Source organism: Nonomuraea monospora (assembly GCF_039531895.1).
Classification (GTDB): Bacteria; Actinomycetota; Actinomycetes; order Streptosporangiales; family Streptosporangiaceae; genus Nonomuraea; species Nonomuraea monospora.
Map to the genome: position 1 here is coordinate 48,626 of NZ_BAAAQX010000045.1, position 15,668 is coordinate 64,293.

Below are 15,668 nucleotides of genomic sequence, written 5' to 3' on the forward strand. Positions count from 1 at the left end.
GTGCCCTGGTGCGGGTTCGTGGGGGCGGGCGTACGGCCTCATCGCCCACGACCCCGCCGTCACGCTGGCGAACGCACCTCAGCGCCTTCCTCCCGCAGCGCACGGGGCAGGGTGCGGGCAGCGAGGCGGCAGGTGCGGGTAGCGCGCCCAGGCGGGTGCGGGCAACGCCCGAGGCGTGCGGGCGGGGCGGCCGTCGGCGCGCTGAGCACGGGCGGGCAGGCGACCGCCAGCGCCCGAGGGCACGCGTGTGGGCAGCCGTCAGCGGCCCAGGGGTGCGGTGGGCACCCCACGGGGCGTGTCCTAGCTGACGACGCACTCCCCTTCGACCAGGCCGCAGTTCTGCGCCTCCGAGCCCCTGCCCGTGGCCGTGAACGTGACCTCGACCGAGCCCCCCGCCGCGATCGACGCCTTCAGGTCCAGAATCAGCAGATCGCCGTCCTGCGTCCACTCGGCGCCGTTGACGTTCATCACGCGACCGTCCACGGGGACGGAGACGGTGGGGTTCTGGAGCGTCTGCGGGGAGGTGTTCGACAGCGTCAGGTCGGCCGAGTAGGTGGTGATGCGCTGCTTGATCGTCTGCCGCATGTTGACCGAGCTGCCCGCGCTGCCGCCGCCCGACGAGCCGAACGTGTCCGACGAGGTGGGTACGGGGGTGCTGCCGCCGGGCGAGCCCGCACCGGTGTCGGTGCTGGAGTCGTCCAGGGTGGAGGCCTCCTCGGTCGGCGTCTCCGAGACGCTCTCCTCGACCGGCGGGTTCTCCGTCTCGTTGTCGTCGGGCTCCGCCGGCTTCTTCGTCTTGCTCTTGGTCGGCTTGGGCGTCGGGGTGCTGGTCGCGCGGGGCGGCGTGCGGACGTTGGAGGAGACGGTCGGCGTCGGGGTCTCGGCGGGGCCGCTCTCCTCGGCGGCGTCCTCCGCGGGCTCGTCCTCGACGGGCGTCTCGGAGTCCTCCTCGGTGGGCGCGGAGGCGGCGGGGCCCGGCTGGCTGCTGGTGGCCTGTACGGCCGCGCAGGTGGTGCCCTCGCACTTGGCCGGGTCGCCTGAGCTCATGAACTTGACGCCGGCCACGGTGCCGCCGAGCACGACGGCCACGGCCGCGACGGACAGCAGGGCCACCCGGCCCTTGCCCGCGCCTGCGGGGGCGGCCAGGACGTCGTCTCCGCCGCCGCGTCCCTGCTTGCGGCGGCCTCGGCGGCTTCTGGGCTCGTCGGCGGGTGGCTCGTCGTCGTTGGACCAGCCGGAGCCGAGGAAGCCCGTCTCGGCGTTCGCCCAGGCCGGGGCCATCGCGGTCGTCGGCTCTCCGGCCACCTTGACGTCGCCCGGCTCGGGCGGGGCGCCGTAGACGGGGCCTGAGGGCGAGTCGGTGTAGACGGGGCCCGAGGGCGAGTCGAACCTGGCGGTGCGCTCGGGGTCGTCGAAGTTGCGGTCGCCGTCGCCGGCTGGCCAGGGGCCGCCGTACGGGCCGGGCGCGTCACCCGGTCGAGGGCCGTTCCCCGGCGCGCCCATGGGGTCGGCGGGGCCGTCGAAGAACGCGGTGCGTTCGGCGGGCGCGTCGAAGAAGCCGGTGCGCTCGGCGGCGGCGTCGAGAGGGGTCGGCCGGTCGAAGGGGCCGGTGCCCGGTCCGCCCGTCGGCCGGTCGAAGGGGCCAGAGGCAGGGCCGCCGGTCTGCCTGTCGAAGGGGCCGGAGGTCGGTGCGCCGCTCTGCCGATCAAAGGGGCCAGAGACAGGGCCGCCCGCCGGCCGGTCGAAGGGGCCGGAGGTCGGCCGGTCGACAGGGCCCGGGGGGAAGTCGCCGGTCGAGGGGCCGGGGAAGTCGCCGCGTCCCGTGGGCTGGTCCCACTCCGCCGGGCGCGCGAAGGCGCCCGTCGTCTCGAACGGGCCCGCCTCGTCCTCCCTGGGGCCTCTGTGCGGCGGCTGGAAGGCGCCCGCGGGGTCGCTGGCAGGGGGGAAGCCGCCGGCAGGGTCGTTGGGCAGCGCGAAGGCCCCGGTGGTCTCGAACGGTTCCGGCTGTGGCCCACGCGGTGGCGGCGCGTCCGTGCGCCGCGGCATGGGGGCCCACTGCCCCGTCACCTCCGGTCGGTCCGGCAGCGATGGCCAGCCTGGCGGCTCGGCCTGCTCGTCAGGACCCCAAAAAGCGCTGTCCCCCCGTTCATCCCCGTCGTCGGATCCACCTGTGCCGTGGCGGCCCATGGCTGCCCTTTCTTCCGGTTACAGTGGCCGCCAATCTTCATAACACCTTTACTACGCCGTTGTCACAGCAATCCCACTAGTCGTACCCCAAATACGGAGATTTTCACGTAAATCGGGACAGAGCATCACCCAAAGTGATCCCAGCCGCGATGCGCGATGTCACGGCCCCTGACCAGCACGCCTTCCCCACGTGCCACCCGGCCGACCACGTGCCACCCGTCCGGCAGCCGCACCTCGGCCGGGAAGACCGCGGCCAGAGCGTGATCTTCGCCACCCGCGAGCACCCACTCCAGCGGGTCGGCCCCCAGCTCCTTGGCCGCCGCCGCGACCGCCTCCCCCACGGGGAACGCCTCGGGATCCAGCTCCACCCGTACGCCGCTGGCCTGGGCGACGTGCCCGAGGTCCTGCAGCAGCCCGTCGCTGACGTCCAGCATCGCGGTGGCCCCCAGCCCGGCCGCCTGCGGCCCCATCGCGTACGGCGGGCACGGCCTGCGATGCCCGGCCACGGCCTCCGCCAGCAAGCCGCTGTCGGCCGGGACGCCCGCCTCCAGCAGCGCCCATCCGGCCGCGGCGTACCCGAGCCGCCCCGCCACCGCCACCACGTGCCCGGGGCGCGCCCCCGAGCGCAGCACGGCGGTCCTACCGCCCAGGTCGCCCAGCGCCGTCACCCCTAGTACGACCAGGTCGCACCGGGTCACGTCGCCGCCGGCCACGCCCGCGCCGACCGTCGCGCACTCGTCGGCGAACCCGTCGGTCAGCGCGTCCAGCCAGCTCACCGGCAGGTCGGCGGGCAGGCCGAGGCCGATCACCAGCGAGGTCGGGGTGGCGCCCATGGCGGCCACGTCGGCGAGGTTCTGGGCGGCGGCCTTGCGGCCCACGTCGTAGCCCGAGGACCAGTCGCGCCGGAAGTGCCGGCCTTCGAGCAGCAGATCGGTCGAGACGACCACGCGCCCGTCGGGCACGCGGACGATGGCGGCGTCGTCGCCCGGGCCAAGCATTACCGCCTCACCCTGGGGCAGACGAGTGGTAATGCGATTTACCACACCGAATTCGCCGAGATCTCCGACTGTGATGACGCACCTCCTGACGGACACAGGGTACGGTGGGCGTTCGGCGTGATCGAATCGCCCGGGAGGACGTGATGGTGCAGGCCTACATCCTTATCCAGACCGAGGTCGGAAAGGCCGCCGCCGTGGCCCGCGAGATCTCCGGGATTCCGGGGGTCACTCAAGCGGAGGACGTGACGGGGCCCTACGACGTGATCGTTCGTGCGGAAGCGAGAAACGTCGATGAGCTGGGCAAGCTCGTCGTGGCACAGATTCAGGCGGTGACGGGGATCACGCGTACGCTTACGTGTCCGATCGTCCACATCTGAAGGTAGTCGTCGCATGCGTGCCGCCGCCGTCCTGCTCGTTCTCCTAGCACTCGCCGGTTGCGGCGGCACCGTACAGGTCGAACCGCCCGCCCCTCAGGGCGAGGCGGTCGCGGCCTGCGACAAACTGGCCACTCTGCTTCCCAAGACCCTCGACGGCGACGAGCGCGGCGCGTCCACGCCCGAGTCGCCGTACGTGGCCGTGTGGGGCTCGGGCGCCATCGCGCTGCGCTGCGGCGTGCCCCGGCCCGCCAGGATGGCGCCGACCGACACGCTCCAGGAGATCGGGGGCGTCGGCTGGTTCGCCGACCCCGTCAGGCCCGCGCTGTTCACGGCCGTGACCGACCTCGCCTACGTGGAGGTCACGGTCGGCGGCGAGCACGTGGCCGCCGAGGTGCTGGCCGACCTGTCGAAGCCGGTCGCCCAGATCTCACCCCAGACAGGCTGAACAGCTCACCCCAAGCAAGCTGAACGGCTCAGCGCAGGCCGGGTGAGCGGGACAGGGCGAGCTGGATGAGCCGGTCCACCAGCGCCGGGTACGACAGCCCCGAGGCCGCCCAGAGCTGCGGCGCCACCGACAGCGACGTGAACCCCGGCATGGTGTTGATCTCGTTGAAGACCAGCTTCCCGTCGGGCGTGTAGAAGAAGTCCACCCGCGCGAGCCCCTCGCACTCGAGCGCCTCGAACGCGCTCACGGCCATCCCCCGCAGCTCCTCGGCCGTCTCCTGCGGGATGTCGGCGGGCACCGTCAGCGACATCTGGTCCGGGTAGTACTTCGCCTCGAAGTCGAAGAACTCCTGCCCGCCCTCGACCCGCACCTCTCCGGGCAGCGACGCGGCGGCCCGCTCGTCGCCGGGCGACTGCAGCACCGCGCACTCGATCTCGCGGCCGGCGATCGCGGCCTCGACCAGCACCTTGGGGTCGTGCTGCCTGGCGAACTCGACGGCCGACTCCAGCTCGGCCCTGTCGGAGGCCTTGGAGATGCCCTGCGAGGAGCCTGCCCTGGCCGGCTTGACGAAGACCGGGTAGCCGAGCTCCTCGGCCTCCTTGAGCACCTGCTCGCGGTTGAGCCGCCAGTCGCGGTCGCGGATGACGACGTAGGGGCCGGTCGGCAGCCCGGCGGCGGCGATCACCGTCTTCATGTACGCCTTGTCCATGCCGACGGCGCTGGCCAGCACGCCGGAGCCGACGTAACGCACCCCCGCCATCTCCAGCAGCCCCTGAATGGTGCCGTCCTCGGCGAACGGCCCGTGCATGACGGGGAACACCACGTCCACCGAGCCCAGCTCGACGGGGATGGCACCGGGGTCGTAGGCGACCAGCGAGCCGGAGCCCGAGGGCAGCGCCAGCGCCGCGCCGGTGGTGTCGACGACCGGCAGCTCGCCGGCCTCGATGGCGAACCGCTGGTCGGAAGCGGCCAGCACCCACCTGCCGTCCTGGGCGATCCCGATCGGGATCACTTCGTACTTGCTCCTGTCGATCGCATCCAGCACGCTGCCCGCCCCCATCAGGGAAACGGCGTGCTCGGAATTGCGGCCTCCGAAAACGACGGCGACGCGTGGCTTGCTCATGGTGTCCGAATCTACCGGGGTGTCCCTGTCACAGCGAGTCGAGCACGCCGTATTCAGGTGTTTCTCACACCCCGTAGCGCTCCGGCTTGGGTGAGCGGGACATGAGCAGCATGCCTGCCTCCGACGGTGACATGCCGTCGTGGACCACTCCGACGACGACTTCGGTGATCGGCATCTCGACGTCGTGCTTCCTGGCCAGCTCCAGCACGGACTCGCAGGACTTGACGCCCTCCGCGGTCTGCTTGGTGGCGGCGACGACCTCGGCCAGCGTCATGCCCCGGCCCAGGTTCTCGCCGAACGTGCGGTTGCGCGACAGCGGTGAGGTGCACGTCGCCACGAGGTCGCCCATCCCGGCCAGACCGGCGAACGTGTGCGCGTCGGCCCCGAGCGCGGCGCCCAGGCGCGAGATCTCGGCCAGCCCTCTGGTGATGAGCATGGCGCTGACGTTGTCGCCCATGCCCATGCCGGCGGAGACGCCGACGGCCAGGGCGATCACGTTCTTCACCGCCCCGCCCAGCTCGACCCCGATCACGTCGGGGTTGGTGTACGGGCGGAACCACGGCGGCAGGTGACAGATCGCCTGCAGCCGTTCGGCCACCGACAGGTCGGTGCAGGCCACGACGGTGGCGGCGGGCTGGCGCGCGGCGATCTCGGGCACCAGGTTCGGCCCGGAGACGACCGCCACCCGCTCCTCAGGCACCTCCGCCACCTCGCGGATGACCTCGCTCATCCGCTTGGTGGTGCCGACCTCGACGCCCTTCATCAGGCTGACGAGCACCGCGTCCGGCGGGATCAGCTCGCGCCAGCCCGTCAGGTTGGCGCGCAACGTCTGGGACGGCACGGCGAGCACCACGAAGTCGGCCCCGTCCAGGGCTTCCGCCGGGTCGGTCGTGGCCCGCAGGGCGTCGGGCAGCGTCACGCCGGGCAGGTAGTCGGCGTTGGCGTGGTCGCGGTTGATCGCGTCGGCCACCTCCTGCCTGCGGCCCCACAACGTCGTCCGGCTGCCGGCCTCCGCCAGGACCATCGCGAACGTGGTGCCCCACGAGCCCGCGCCGAAAACGGCCACCTTCGTCATTCCGTCACCGTCCGGCCGGGTCGTAGGGAGTCGCCGGGGCCTGCTCGCCGCGCAGCTCGGCGAGCTGCGCGGTGATCGCGGCCATGATGTCGGCCGTGGCGTCGCGCAGCACGTCGGCGTGCGCCGGCTTGCCCATGTACTTCGACAGGTCCACCGCCGGCCCCACGCTCACGCGGAACGTCTTGCGCGGGAACAGCCTGGGCCTCTTCTCACCGTACGGCAGCAGCTCCTGTGCGCCCCAGTGGGCCACCGGGATGACCGGCGCGCCGCTCTCCAGCGCCAGCCGGGCCGCGCCCGTCTTGCCCACCATGGGCCACAGGTCGGGATCGCGGGTGCAGGTGCCCTCCGGGTAGAACAGGATCGCGCACCCGTCGGCGAGCCGCTCGGCGGACAGGCGCAGCGACCTGGCGGCCTCGCTGCTGCCCCGTTCGACCGGGATGGCCAGCAGCGCGGTCACGGCCCGGCCCAGGAACGGCACCTTGAACAATCCCGACTTCGCGAGAATCACCGGCCAGCGGCCGTTGTTGTAGAGGAAATGCGACAGCAGGACGGGGTCGGTCCACGACAGGTGGTTGGCCGCGATGATCACGCCGCCGGTCCGCGGGATGCGCTCACCCTTGCGCCAGTCGCGCTTGACCAGGAGCCGCGACAGTGGCTTGACCACGGTGACGGCGAAGGTCTCCCAAGGCCGCGATGGTCGCGTGGGGCGGCTCATGCTCTCCTCCAACACGTACGGGATGCGCCCAAGTCTCCCGGTTGGCCACGCGGGATGTCGAGGCGCGATGCTTAAGCCTATGAGCATCCGCTGGTCCCTGGTCATTCCGGTGAAGACGCTGGTCGCGGCGAAGACCCGGCTCGCGGCGGCGACGGGCCCGCACCGCACCCGGCTGGCCGTGGCCGTGGCCAGCGACACCGTGGCGGCGGCGCTGTCCTGCCCGCCCGTCGCGCGGGTGATCGTCGTGACCGCCGATCCCGCCGCCGCGGGGCCGCTCGCGGCGCTCGGCGCCGACGTGGTGCCCGACCCCGACCGGGGGCTGAACACGGCGCTGCGCACGGGTGCCGCGCACGCCGTGCGCGTCGCGCCGGACGACGCGGTGGGCGCGCTCCAGGCCGACCTGCCCGCGCTGCGGCCGGCCGAGCTGGCGGTGGCGCTGGAGGCGGCGGCCGAGTTCGACCAGTCGTTCGTGCCCGACGCGCTGGACGTCGGGACGACCTTCTACGGCGTACGCCCCGGGCGGCCGTTCGCGCCCCGGTTCGGCGGGGAGTCCAGGGCCAAGCATCTGGCCGGTGGGGCCAAGGAGCTGTGCGTGCCGGGGATCGACTCGGTCAGGCGCGACGTGGACACGCCGGACGACCTGCGCGCGGCCGTCGCGCTGGGGCTGGGGCGGCACACGGCGGCGGTGGTCGCCGAGCTGTGGCCAGGCGCCGCTCAGCCGCCGGCCTGAGCGCGCGGGAAGGGTGCTCGTCCGCGCGCGGGCGACGGATTACGCTGGACGCGTGCAGGCGACCGTACGGAGTTTCGACGAGACCGCCCGCTCGGGCACGGTGTTCCTCGACGACGGGACCGTGCTGGAGTTCGGCGCCCCCGCGTTCGACGCGGGCCCTCTCCTGCTGCTGCGCACGGGGCAGCGGGTCAACCTCGGGATGTCCGGCGGCGAGATCGCCTACGTCACGCTGTCCACGTTCCCGGTTCCCGAAGTGTGAGGGGCCGGCGAAGCGTGAAGGACCGGTGAAGCGTGCGGGGCCGCGAAAAACGTCACGCCCGGGCCGTGGCCCGGGCGTGCTGGTAAGCCGATCTACTTCTTCTTGCCGCTCTTCTTGCCGCCCTCGTTCACGAGCTCTTTGAAGTCGGATCCGGGACGGAACTTCGGCGCCCAGCTCTCCGCGACGTTGATTTCCGCGCCGGTCGACGGGTTACGTGCCGTGCGAGCGGGCTTGTGCACCATCTCGAACGCGCCGAAGCCCGTGATCGAGACCTTGTCGCCGCTGGCCACGGCCTTCTGGATGGCGTCGATGACCGCGTTGACGGACTCCGTGGCCGTCTTCCTGTCGCCCACCCGATCCGCGATGGCCTCGACGAGTTCTCGCTTGTTCATGAAAGTCCTGCTCCCCCAGTTACGGCTCGGGGTTCCAGCTCACGACTTCGACGTAGAAACCCCTTACGCGCTCGAAAGTAGGCGGGATCGCGGGGGAACTCAATCACCCAGCGTGTTTTCTTCATCGCGTGGCGTGTCGGACGTCGCCGGAAAAGCCTCGTCGAGCACCGCCAGAAACGCGTCGAGACGCGCCAGCGCCCTCTCCGGATCGCGTTTTGCCAGGTCGCAAATCGCGAGATAACGGCGCGCACTGCGCGCTTTGTCGTCGGTGGGCAGCATGCGGACGCGGCGGTGCGCATCGCGCAACCGCCGCGCCAGTTCGTCGTCTTCTAGACGGTCGTCGGCAGCCATGGCTGCCGACCATTCTCGTACGACGCCACGTCCTCGGCGTGACGCAGGGTCAGCCCGATGTCGTCGAGCCCCTCCATCAGCCGCCAGCGGGTGTAGTCGTCGATCTCGAACGGCACGACCTCGCCGCCCCACCTGACCTGGCGTTCGGCCAGGTCAACGGTGACTTCGAGCTTCGGGTCCGCCTCGACGGCGGCCTGCAGCTCCTCGACCCTGTCGCCGGGCAGGATGACCGGCAGCAGGCCCATCTTGGTGGAGTTGTTGCGGAAGATGTCGCCGAAGCGGGCGGCGATCACGACGCGGAACCCGTACTGCTGCAGCGCCCACACGGCGTGCTCGCGGGAGGAGCCGGTGCCGAAGTCGGGGCCTGAGACCAGGATGGAGCCGCCCTCGTAGGAGGGGTCGTTGAGGACGAACGTCGGGTCCTCGCGCCAGGCGGCGAACAGGCCCTTCTCGAACCCGGTGCGGCTGACCTGCTTGAGCCAGACGGCCGGGATGATCTGGTCGGTGTCGACGTTGCTGCGGCGCAGCGGCACCGCCGTACCGGTGTGGGTGGTGAAGGCTTCCATGGAACGTGCTCTCCCTTACAGGTCGGCGGGCGCGGTCAGGCGGCCGGTGACGGCGGTCGCGGCGGCGACCTGCGGCGACACCAGGTGGGTGCGGCCACCCTTGCCCTGGCGGCCCTCGAAGTTGCGGTTGGAGGTGGAGGCGCTGCGCTCGCCCGGCTTGAGCGTGTCGGGGTTCATGCCCAGGCACATCGAGCAGCCGGCCTCGCGCCACTCGGCGCCGGCGGCCTTGAACACCTCGTCCAGGCCCTCCTCCTCGGCCTGTTTCTTGACCATCATCGAGCCGGGCACGATGAGCGTGCGCGTGGTGACCTGGCGCCCGCGCAGGATCTCGGCGGCGGAGCGGAGGTCCTCGATGCGGCCGTTGGTGCACGAGCCGACGAACACCGTGTCGACCTCGATCTCGCGCAGCGGCGTGCCGGCGGTCAGGCCCATGTACTCCAGCGCCCGCTCGGCGGCCGAGCGCGCGACCGGGTCGTCGAAGGACTCGGGGCTGGGGACGGACTCGCCCAGCGGCAGGCCCTGGCCCGGGTTGGTGCCCCACGTGACGAACGGGGTCAGCGTCGAGGCGTCGATCTCCACGACCTTGTCGAACACGGCGTCGTCGTCGGTGCGCAGCGACTTCCAGTACGCGACCGCCTGGTCCCAGGCCTCGCCCTCCGGGGCGTGCTTGCGGCCCTTGAGGTAGGCGAACGTGGTCTCGTCCGGCGCGATCATGCCCGCGCGGGCGCCGGCCTCGATCGACATGTTGCAGACGGTCATGCGGCCCTCCATGGAGAGCTTGCGCACGGCCTCGCCGCGGTACTCGACGATGTAGCCCTGGCCGCCGCCGGTGCCGATCTTGGCGATGATGGCCAGGATCAGGTCTTTCGCGGTGACGCCGACGGGCAGCTCGCCCGAGACCTCGATGGCCATCGTCTTGGGCCGGTAGGCGGGCAGCGTCTGGGTGGCCAGCACGTGCTCGACCTCGGAGGTGCCGATGCCGAACGCGATGCCGCCGAACGCGCCGTGCGTGGAGGTGTGAGAGTCGCCACACACGATCGTCATGCCGGGCTGGGTCAGGCCGAACTGCGGGCCGATGATGTGCACCACGCCCTGACCGGCGTCGCCCATCGGATGCAGGCGGATGCCGAACTCGGCGGCGTTCTTGCGCAGCGTCTCGACCTGGGTCTTCGACACCGGGTCGGCGATCGGGCCGAGCACGGTCGGGACGTTGTGGTCCTCGGTGGCGATGGTGAGATCGGGCCGCCGCACCTTCCGGCCGGCGAGACGGAGCCCGTCGAACGCCTGCGGGCTGGTGACCTCGTGAATGAGGTGCAGGTCGATATAGAGCAGGTCCGGTTCGCCCTCCGCGCGACGGACTACGTGTTGCTCCCAGACCTTCTCGGCCAGTGTGCGGCCCATGATCTCCTCCTTGAGAATCCTCCGACTTGCTTTCTCATATGTCGAGACTGCAGTATCGGTGTATGGACAACTCTAGCGGAGTCGGAGTACTCGACAAGGCAGTTCTTGTACTCAATGCCCTGGAAGCGGGACCCGCTTCACTGGCGCAGCTCGTCCAGGCCACCGGCCTGGCCCGACCCACTGCCCACCGGCTGGCCGTCGCACTGGAGCACCACCGCATCGTGAGCCGTGACACGCAGGGCCGGTTCGTGCTGGGCCCGCGGCTCTCCGAGTTGTCCACGGCGGCCGGCGAGGACCGGCTGCTGGCGGTGGCCGCCCCCGTGTTGATGCAGCTCAGAGACCTGACCGGGGAGAGTGCGCAACTCTACCGCCGCCAGGGTGACGAACGGGTCTGCGTGGCCGCCGCCGAACGGGCCAGCGGCCTGCGCGACACCGTCCCCGTGGGGTCCGCGCTGCCCATGACGGCGGGTTCCGCAGCGCAGATACTGCTGGCCTGGGAGGAGCCCGACCGGCTGCACCGCGGGTTGCGCGGCGCCAAGTTCACCGCCGCCACGCTCGCCTCCGTCCGCCGCAGGGGGTGGGCCCACAGCGTGGGCGAGCGGGAGCAGGGTGTGGCGAGCGTCTCAGCGCCGATAAGGGGCAGCGGAGGCAAGGTGATCGCGGCCGTGTCCGTCTCCGGGCCCATCGAACGGCTCACGCGAGCGCCTGGAAGGCTCCACGCCGTGCCCGTCATGGCGGCCGCCGAACGCATCACCGAGGCGATGCGCCGCACGTCATGATCGGGAAAAGGATGTATTTGGGGAGCCGACTGCCTCCCCGGCGCACTAGCCTGAGTGCGTGACAGATCGCATCGAGGTAGCCGCCACTGAGCTGCGACCCCTGCTCGAAGAGTTCATCATGTGGGCGCGTGCGAACGCCCCTGGGAGCGACCCCGAGCTCGTGGGGCCCGCCGCTCTGTGGCACCGTCTCGCCTTCTCGCAGGACCTCGGCACGTGGAAGCGCGCCGACCTGCGTAACCTGCTGCTCGACCGCATGCCCAAGGTCGTGGAGGATCCGGACGCCGCCGCCGACGGGATGCTTCCCGCCGTCGACGCGTACCTGACGTTCCTCTCCCAGACCGGCCGGCTCGCCAAGGGCTCCGACAGCCTCGCCGATCTGCAGGCCGAGCTGGACGACGTCGAGGACGAGTTCGTCGACCTCATGGAGGAGATGCTCGACGACAGTGAAGGCGACGACGAGGAGGGCGAGACAGGCGACCTGGGCGACTTCGAGCCGTTCGCCGACGAGCTGGCCGAGCTCGACACGATCAGGCTGCGGCCCGACACCGAGCTGGCAGAGGCGGCCCGCCAGGCCCCGCTGGTCGCCAAGGCCCGCGATCTGGCCGTCTGGGTGGGCTCCGGCCGCAAGGTCGGCGAGGACACCCTCCTCACCGACGCCGAGGTCGAGGAGGCGCTGGCCGCCGTCGGCCTGCCCAGGCCGGAGACCGACGGCCCCGTCGCCGAGGCGGTCCCCCAGCTCTGGAACATCTGGAACCTCGCCGTCGACCTGGAGTTCCTGGAGCCGGGCGAGGCGGGCACGGTGGCCGTCCAGGACGACACGGCCGAGTGGCCGTTCGACGAGGACGAGGACGTGCTCGACGCCTGGATGCTCGGGCTCCACTCCGTCGACTACGGCGACCCCGAGCTGGAGGACGACGACCTCACCATGGCCCTGGCGGGCCTGACCAGGGGGCTGCTCGTCCGGCTGCTGCTGGCGGGCGGCTCCCGCGAGCGCGCCGACCTGGCGCGCGAGCTGTCGGAGGCCGCCGCCGACCTCGACGAGCTGGGCTCCGACGCGTGGGAGGCGGCGGGCGACCCGCTCGCGCCCGCGATCGACTGGCTGACCGGCTACGGCATGGTCGAGCTCGACGGCGACACCGTGCGCCTCACGCCGCTCGGCACCGAGGGCGTCGTCCACCTCATCGACGACGCCGACATCGAGGTCGACGCGCGGCCCGCCATCGAGTCCATGAGCGCCCACGAGCTGCTCGCGCTGAGCGCCGAGCTGCCCGAGGAGGAGGCCGACGCCGAGTTCGCCGCCTGGATGCGCCTCAGGGAGCCCGCCAAGGCCGCCGAGGAGCTGCTGGAGGCCGCGGCGGAGGACGACAGCGACGCGCTGATCAGGGTGCAGGCGGCCAGCGTCGTCGGCACCCTGGGCGAGGCCGCCGTCCCCGCCTGGCAGGCGGCGCTCAAGCAGCCGTCGCTGCGCCCCTACGCGGCCACCCACCTGAGCCAGCTCGAAGTGGAGGGCGCGCCCGAGCCCACACAGGACGACACGCACTGGCTCATCCTCGACATGTGGACGATCTCGGCCGGCCTGGGCCGGTCGGAGTTCGTGAGCAGCCTGCGGGACATCGGCCCCGAGATGGTCAACGAGCTGCTCGAGGTGATCTGGAAGATCCCGCACGCCCACGTGGAGGAGCTGCTGGACCTCATCTCCCAGGTCCACCCGGACAAGCAGGTCGCCAAGGCGGCCCGCCGCGCCCTGTTCAAGGCCCGCTCGGTCTGACCCACAAGAACGCGCCCCCGCCGTTGGACGGCGGGGGCGCGTTCGTTCGTGAAGGCTTCGAGAGGACGACGGCCGGCATATTTCGCTTACACGGCCAAGAATGCGCACGTAACGGCGGTCAGCTCGGGAACCGGAGGAGCGTTCCCCTGGACGGGGACCGGCCACGAGCGGCGGGTGGCGTCGCCCACCGCTTGCCGTAAAAACAAAAAGACCTTCTTCCCAAAAGGAAGAAGGCGTAGTCCCGACCGGATTCGAACCGGCGCTACCGCCTTGAGAGGGCGGCGTCCTGGGCCACTAGACGACGGGACCTTCGCGGGCTTGTGGCAGTGGTAGTCCCGACCGGATTCGAACCGGCGCTACCGCCTTGAGAGGGCGGCGTCCTGGGCCACTAGACGACGGGACCCTGCCCACAAGCTGCTCTGCCGGGCCTCCCCGGCAACGCAGGTAACTCTACCGCACCCGCAAGACCACACCAAACCGCTTATCCGCCCACCAGATCAGCCCAGCAGCCCCCTGCGGTAGGCCTCGGCGACGGCGGACGCGCGGTCGCGCACATCGAGCTTGGCGTAGACGTGCAGCAGGTGCGTCTTCACGCTGGCCTCGCTGATGAACAGGCCGGCCGCCGCCTCCTTGTTCGTCGCCCCGCCGGCCACCAGCCGCAGCACCTCCAGCTCCCGCTTGCTCAGCCGCCCTCTGGCCGGCCTGCGCAGGTGCTCGGCCAGCCGCCCCGCCACGGCCGGGGCGAGCACGGTCTCGCCGCGGTGGACGGCGCGCACCGCCCGGATCAGTTCCTCCGGCGGGGCGTCCTTGAGCAGGTAGCCGCTGGCGCCCGCCTCCAGCGCGGGCAGGACGTCGGTGTCGAACGTGGTCAGCACCAGCACCCTCGGCCCCGTGCCGCTGAGCCGCCGGATGGCGCCGACCCCGTCGAGGCCGGGCATGCGCAGGTCCATGAGGACGATGTCAGGGGCGAGCTGCCCGGCCAGGCGCACGGCCTCCTCGCCATCGGCCGCCTCGCCGACGATCTCCAGGTCGGGCTCGCCGCCGAGCGCCGCCCGCAGGCCGTCACGCACGATCGGATGGTCATCGGCGATCAGCAACCGCAGTGGCATCGCTCCAGCCTCTCATCTGTCCTGGGGCGGCCGGGGCGGCGGCACCTCATCGTCCTGGGATGGCCGGGACGGCGGCGGCGACGGCCGTGCCCCCGCCGGGCTCCGACTCGACGTCCAGGGTGCCGCCCACGCCGCGGACCCGCTGCCGCATGCCATCCAATCCGAAGCCGTCAGAGGGCCGCTGCGGGTCGAAGCCCGCCCCGTCGTCTCGGACGTCGAGGAGGACCATTTCGTCCGTGTACGACAGGGTGAGGCCCGTCCTGGTGGCATCGGCGTGCTTCGCCACGTTCGCCAGCGCCTCCTGCGCCACCCGGAACAGCGCCGCCGCCACGTCGGCGGCCAGCGCGACCGGCGTTCCTGTGACCTCGAACCGCAGGTCCACGCCCGCCGCCTCCGCCCACGACCTGGCCATGTGGCCGATCGCGTCCGGCAGCTCCGCGTCCTCCAGCGGCTCGGGCCGCAGCGCCCGTACGGACCTGCGGGTCTCGGACAGGCCGCGGCGGGCCAGCTCGGCCGCCCTGCCGAGGTGACGGCGGCGGGACTCCTCCCCGGCCGCGCGGTCGGCGGCGGTGAGCTGGCCGATCAGGGCGACGAGGTCCTGCGCGAGCGTGTCGTGGATCTCGCCCGCCACCCGGTGCCGCTCGTCCAGCACGCCCGCGCGCCTGGCCTGGTCGAGGAGCCTGGCGTTGAGGTCGGCGTTCTCGTCCATGGCGGCGCGCAGGCGATCGACCAGGCGGCGGCGTCTGTCGTGCTCGGCGGAGACGTACCAGCCGGCCAGGATCAGCGGCACGGCCACGCCGGCGATCACGGTGAGCAGGGTCTGGCCCGCCTCCGGGCCCGCCTGGGTGGTGACGTTGATCAGGGCGGTGAGCGTGACGCCCGCCATGACCAGGCGGCCGGGGAGCATCGCGATGGCCAGGGGGTAGCCGGTCGAGGCGAACACCACGAAGGCCTGGCTCCTGGTGGCCAGGGCGGCGGTCAGGGCCAGGAGGACGACGTAGTGGGTGACGACGAGCGCTCTGCGGGTGTCGCGGCGGGGGTGGAGCCAGGGGATGGCACCGAGCCACACGGCCGCCGCCAGCGCCACCGGCGGCCACGGCACCCCCGCCCACAGAGCGACGACACCCGCCACCCACCCACCGCCCGCCGCACCGCCGCCGCCGTCTGCCACACCGCCGCCGCCGTCCGCGCCGCCGCCGTCCGCGCTGATGCCGTCCGGTGCGCCGCCGAGCAGGGTGGTGCCCGGCCAGGCGCCCGCGTCCTGGGCCGCCGCCATGATCGTCGAGATCGCGAGCAGCCCGTACGCCACCCCCGCGTAAACCCATCTCTCACGCCCATCGACCCAGCTCATGCCCCCAAGCCTGGCACGCCGTCAATCGATCGGTGGATGGCC

Annotated in this window: 17 protein-coding genes and 2 tRNA genes; 6 read left to right on the top strand and 13 right to left on the bottom strand. The window is 72.0% G+C overall.

All coding sequences use genetic code 11. The annotated features are described in order from the left end of the window. Positions 1 to 300 precede the first annotated feature (300 nt). Together ABD331_RS51320 and ABD331_RS51325 are read right to left on the bottom strand one after the other, a co-directional pair. Positions 301 to 2,046, bottom strand: a complete 1,746-nt coding sequence (locus tag ABD331_RS51320) for a hypothetical protein (RefSeq protein WP_344493185.1) — start codon at positions 2,044 to 2,046, stop codon at positions 301 to 303. A 266-nt stretch (positions 2,047 to 2,312) separates the two neighbouring features. Further along, positions 2,313 to 3,260 carry a thiamine-phosphate kinase gene (locus tag ABD331_RS51325; RefSeq protein ID WP_425566257.1) on the bottom strand — a complete coding sequence of 316 codons (948 nt, stop codon included), beginning with the start codon at positions 3,258 to 3,260 and terminating at the stop codon, positions 2,313 to 2,315. 68 nt (positions 3,261 to 3,328) lie between these two features. On the opposite strand from ABD331_RS51325, the gene ABD331_RS51330 reads away from it, so the two are divergent. Next, entirely contained in the window at positions 3,329 to 3,562 is a 234-nt protein-coding gene (locus ABD331_RS51330; RefSeq protein WP_148436826.1) for an Lrp/AsnC family transcriptional regulator, read from the top strand. Between the two features lie 13 nt (positions 3,563 to 3,575). Beyond that, positions 3,576 to 4,007, top strand: coding sequence for a DUF3515 family protein (locus tag ABD331_RS51335; RefSeq protein ID WP_344493191.1), 432 nt, complete (start codon positions 3,576 to 3,578; stop codon positions 4,005 to 4,007). A gap of 28 nt (positions 4,008 to 4,035) precedes the next feature. Here ABD331_RS51335 and ABD331_RS51340 read toward each other — a convergent pair whose 3' ends face one another. The 3 genes from ABD331_RS51340 to ABD331_RS51350 form a co-directional block, all read right to left on the bottom strand. Next, positions 4,036 to 5,130 (bottom strand): D-alanine--D-alanine ligase family protein, encoded by a 1,095-nt coding sequence (locus ABD331_RS51340; protein WP_344493193.1) that lies wholly within the window; start codon positions 5,128 to 5,130, stop codon positions 4,036 to 4,038. 64 nt (positions 5,131 to 5,194) lie between these two features. Further along, a complete protein-coding gene (locus tag ABD331_RS51345) occupies positions 5,195 to 6,205 on the bottom strand; it encodes an NAD(P)H-dependent glycerol-3-phosphate dehydrogenase (protein WP_344493195.1) in 1,011 nt (336 codons plus the stop codon). Positions 6,206 to 6,209: 4 nt separating this feature from the next. Then, entirely contained in the window at positions 6,210 to 6,920 is a 711-nt protein-coding gene (locus tag ABD331_RS51350) for a lysophospholipid acyltransferase family protein (protein ID WP_344493197.1), read from the bottom strand. A 79-nt stretch (positions 6,921 to 6,999) separates the two neighbouring features. Between ABD331_RS51350 and cofC the strand changes: the two genes are divergently transcribed. Both cofC and ABD331_RS51360 read left to right on the top strand, forming a co-directional pair. Then, complete coding sequence (gene cofC, locus ABD331_RS51355; protein ID WP_344493199.1) at positions 7,000 to 7,650, top strand: 2-phospho-L-lactate guanylyltransferase; 651 nt, start codon at positions 7,000 to 7,002, stop codon at positions 7,648 to 7,650. Positions 7,651 to 7,702: 52 nt separating this feature from the next. After that, the gene (locus ABD331_RS51360) at positions 7,703 to 7,909 is read left to right on the top strand and encodes a hypothetical protein (protein WP_344493201.1); all 207 of its coding nucleotides are present in this window, start codon (positions 7,703 to 7,705) and stop codon (positions 7,907 to 7,909) included. A gap of 92 nt (positions 7,910 to 8,001) precedes the next feature. Here ABD331_RS51360 and ABD331_RS51365 read toward each other — a convergent pair whose 3' ends face one another. The 4 genes from ABD331_RS51365 to leuC form a co-directional block, all read right to left on the bottom strand. Then, positions 8,002 to 8,301 (bottom strand): HU family DNA-binding protein, encoded by a 300-nt coding sequence (locus ABD331_RS51365; protein WP_344493203.1) that lies wholly within the window; start codon positions 8,299 to 8,301, stop codon positions 8,002 to 8,004. Between the two features lie 99 nt (positions 8,302 to 8,400). Beyond that, on the bottom strand, positions 8,401 to 8,652 hold the full coding sequence (locus ABD331_RS51370) for an SCO5555 family protein (RefSeq protein WP_344493205.1): 252 nt from the start codon (positions 8,650 to 8,652) through the stop codon (positions 8,401 to 8,403). Beyond that, entirely contained in the window at positions 8,631 to 9,218 is a 588-nt protein-coding gene (gene leuD, locus ABD331_RS51375) for a 3-isopropylmalate dehydratase small subunit (RefSeq protein ID WP_344493207.1), read from the bottom strand. Before leuD ends, ABD331_RS51370 begins: the two co-directional genes overlap by 22 nt. Positions 9,219 to 9,233: 15 nt before the next feature. Further along, a complete protein-coding gene (leuC, locus tag ABD331_RS51380; protein WP_344493209.1) occupies positions 9,234 to 10,619 on the bottom strand; it encodes a 3-isopropylmalate dehydratase large subunit in 1,386 nt (461 codons plus the stop codon). A 62-nt stretch (positions 10,620 to 10,681) separates the two neighbouring features. Between leuC and ABD331_RS51385 the strand changes: the two genes are divergently transcribed. Together ABD331_RS51385 and ABD331_RS51390 are read left to right on the top strand one after the other, a co-directional pair. Continuing rightward, positions 10,682 to 11,398, top strand: coding sequence for an IclR family transcriptional regulator (locus ABD331_RS51385; protein ID WP_043618626.1), 717 nt, complete (start codon positions 10,682 to 10,684; stop codon positions 11,396 to 11,398). Positions 11,399 to 11,456: 58 nt separating this feature from the next. Continuing rightward, positions 11,457 to 13,166 carry a hypothetical protein gene (locus ABD331_RS51390; protein ID WP_344493213.1) on the top strand — a complete coding sequence of 570 codons (1,710 nt, stop codon included), beginning with the start codon at positions 11,457 to 11,459 and terminating at the stop codon, positions 13,164 to 13,166. A gap of 236 nt (positions 13,167 to 13,402) precedes the next feature. Here ABD331_RS51390 and ABD331_RS51395 read toward each other — a convergent pair. The 4 genes from ABD331_RS51395 to ABD331_RS51410 all read right to left on the bottom strand — a co-directional run bounded on the left by ABD331_RS51395 (position 13,403) and on the right by ABD331_RS51410 (position 15,626). Beyond that, positions 13,403 to 13,475: transfer RNA gene (locus tag ABD331_RS51395), tRNA-Glu, on the bottom strand. Between the two features lie 18 nt (positions 13,476 to 13,493). Beyond that, positions 13,494 to 13,569, bottom strand: a tRNA-Glu gene (locus ABD331_RS51400). A 94-nt stretch (positions 13,570 to 13,663) separates the two neighbouring features. Next, a complete protein-coding gene (locus ABD331_RS51405; RefSeq protein ID WP_344493215.1) occupies positions 13,664 to 14,275 on the bottom strand; it encodes a response regulator in 612 nt (203 codons plus the stop codon). A gap of 46 nt (positions 14,276 to 14,321) precedes the next feature. After that, positions 14,322 to 15,626: a sensor histidine kinase gene (locus tag ABD331_RS51410; RefSeq protein WP_344493217.1), complete on the bottom strand. Its 1,305-nt coding sequence runs from the start codon at positions 15,624 to 15,626 to the stop codon at positions 14,322 to 14,324. Positions 15,627 to 15,668: the final 42 nt, after the last annotated feature.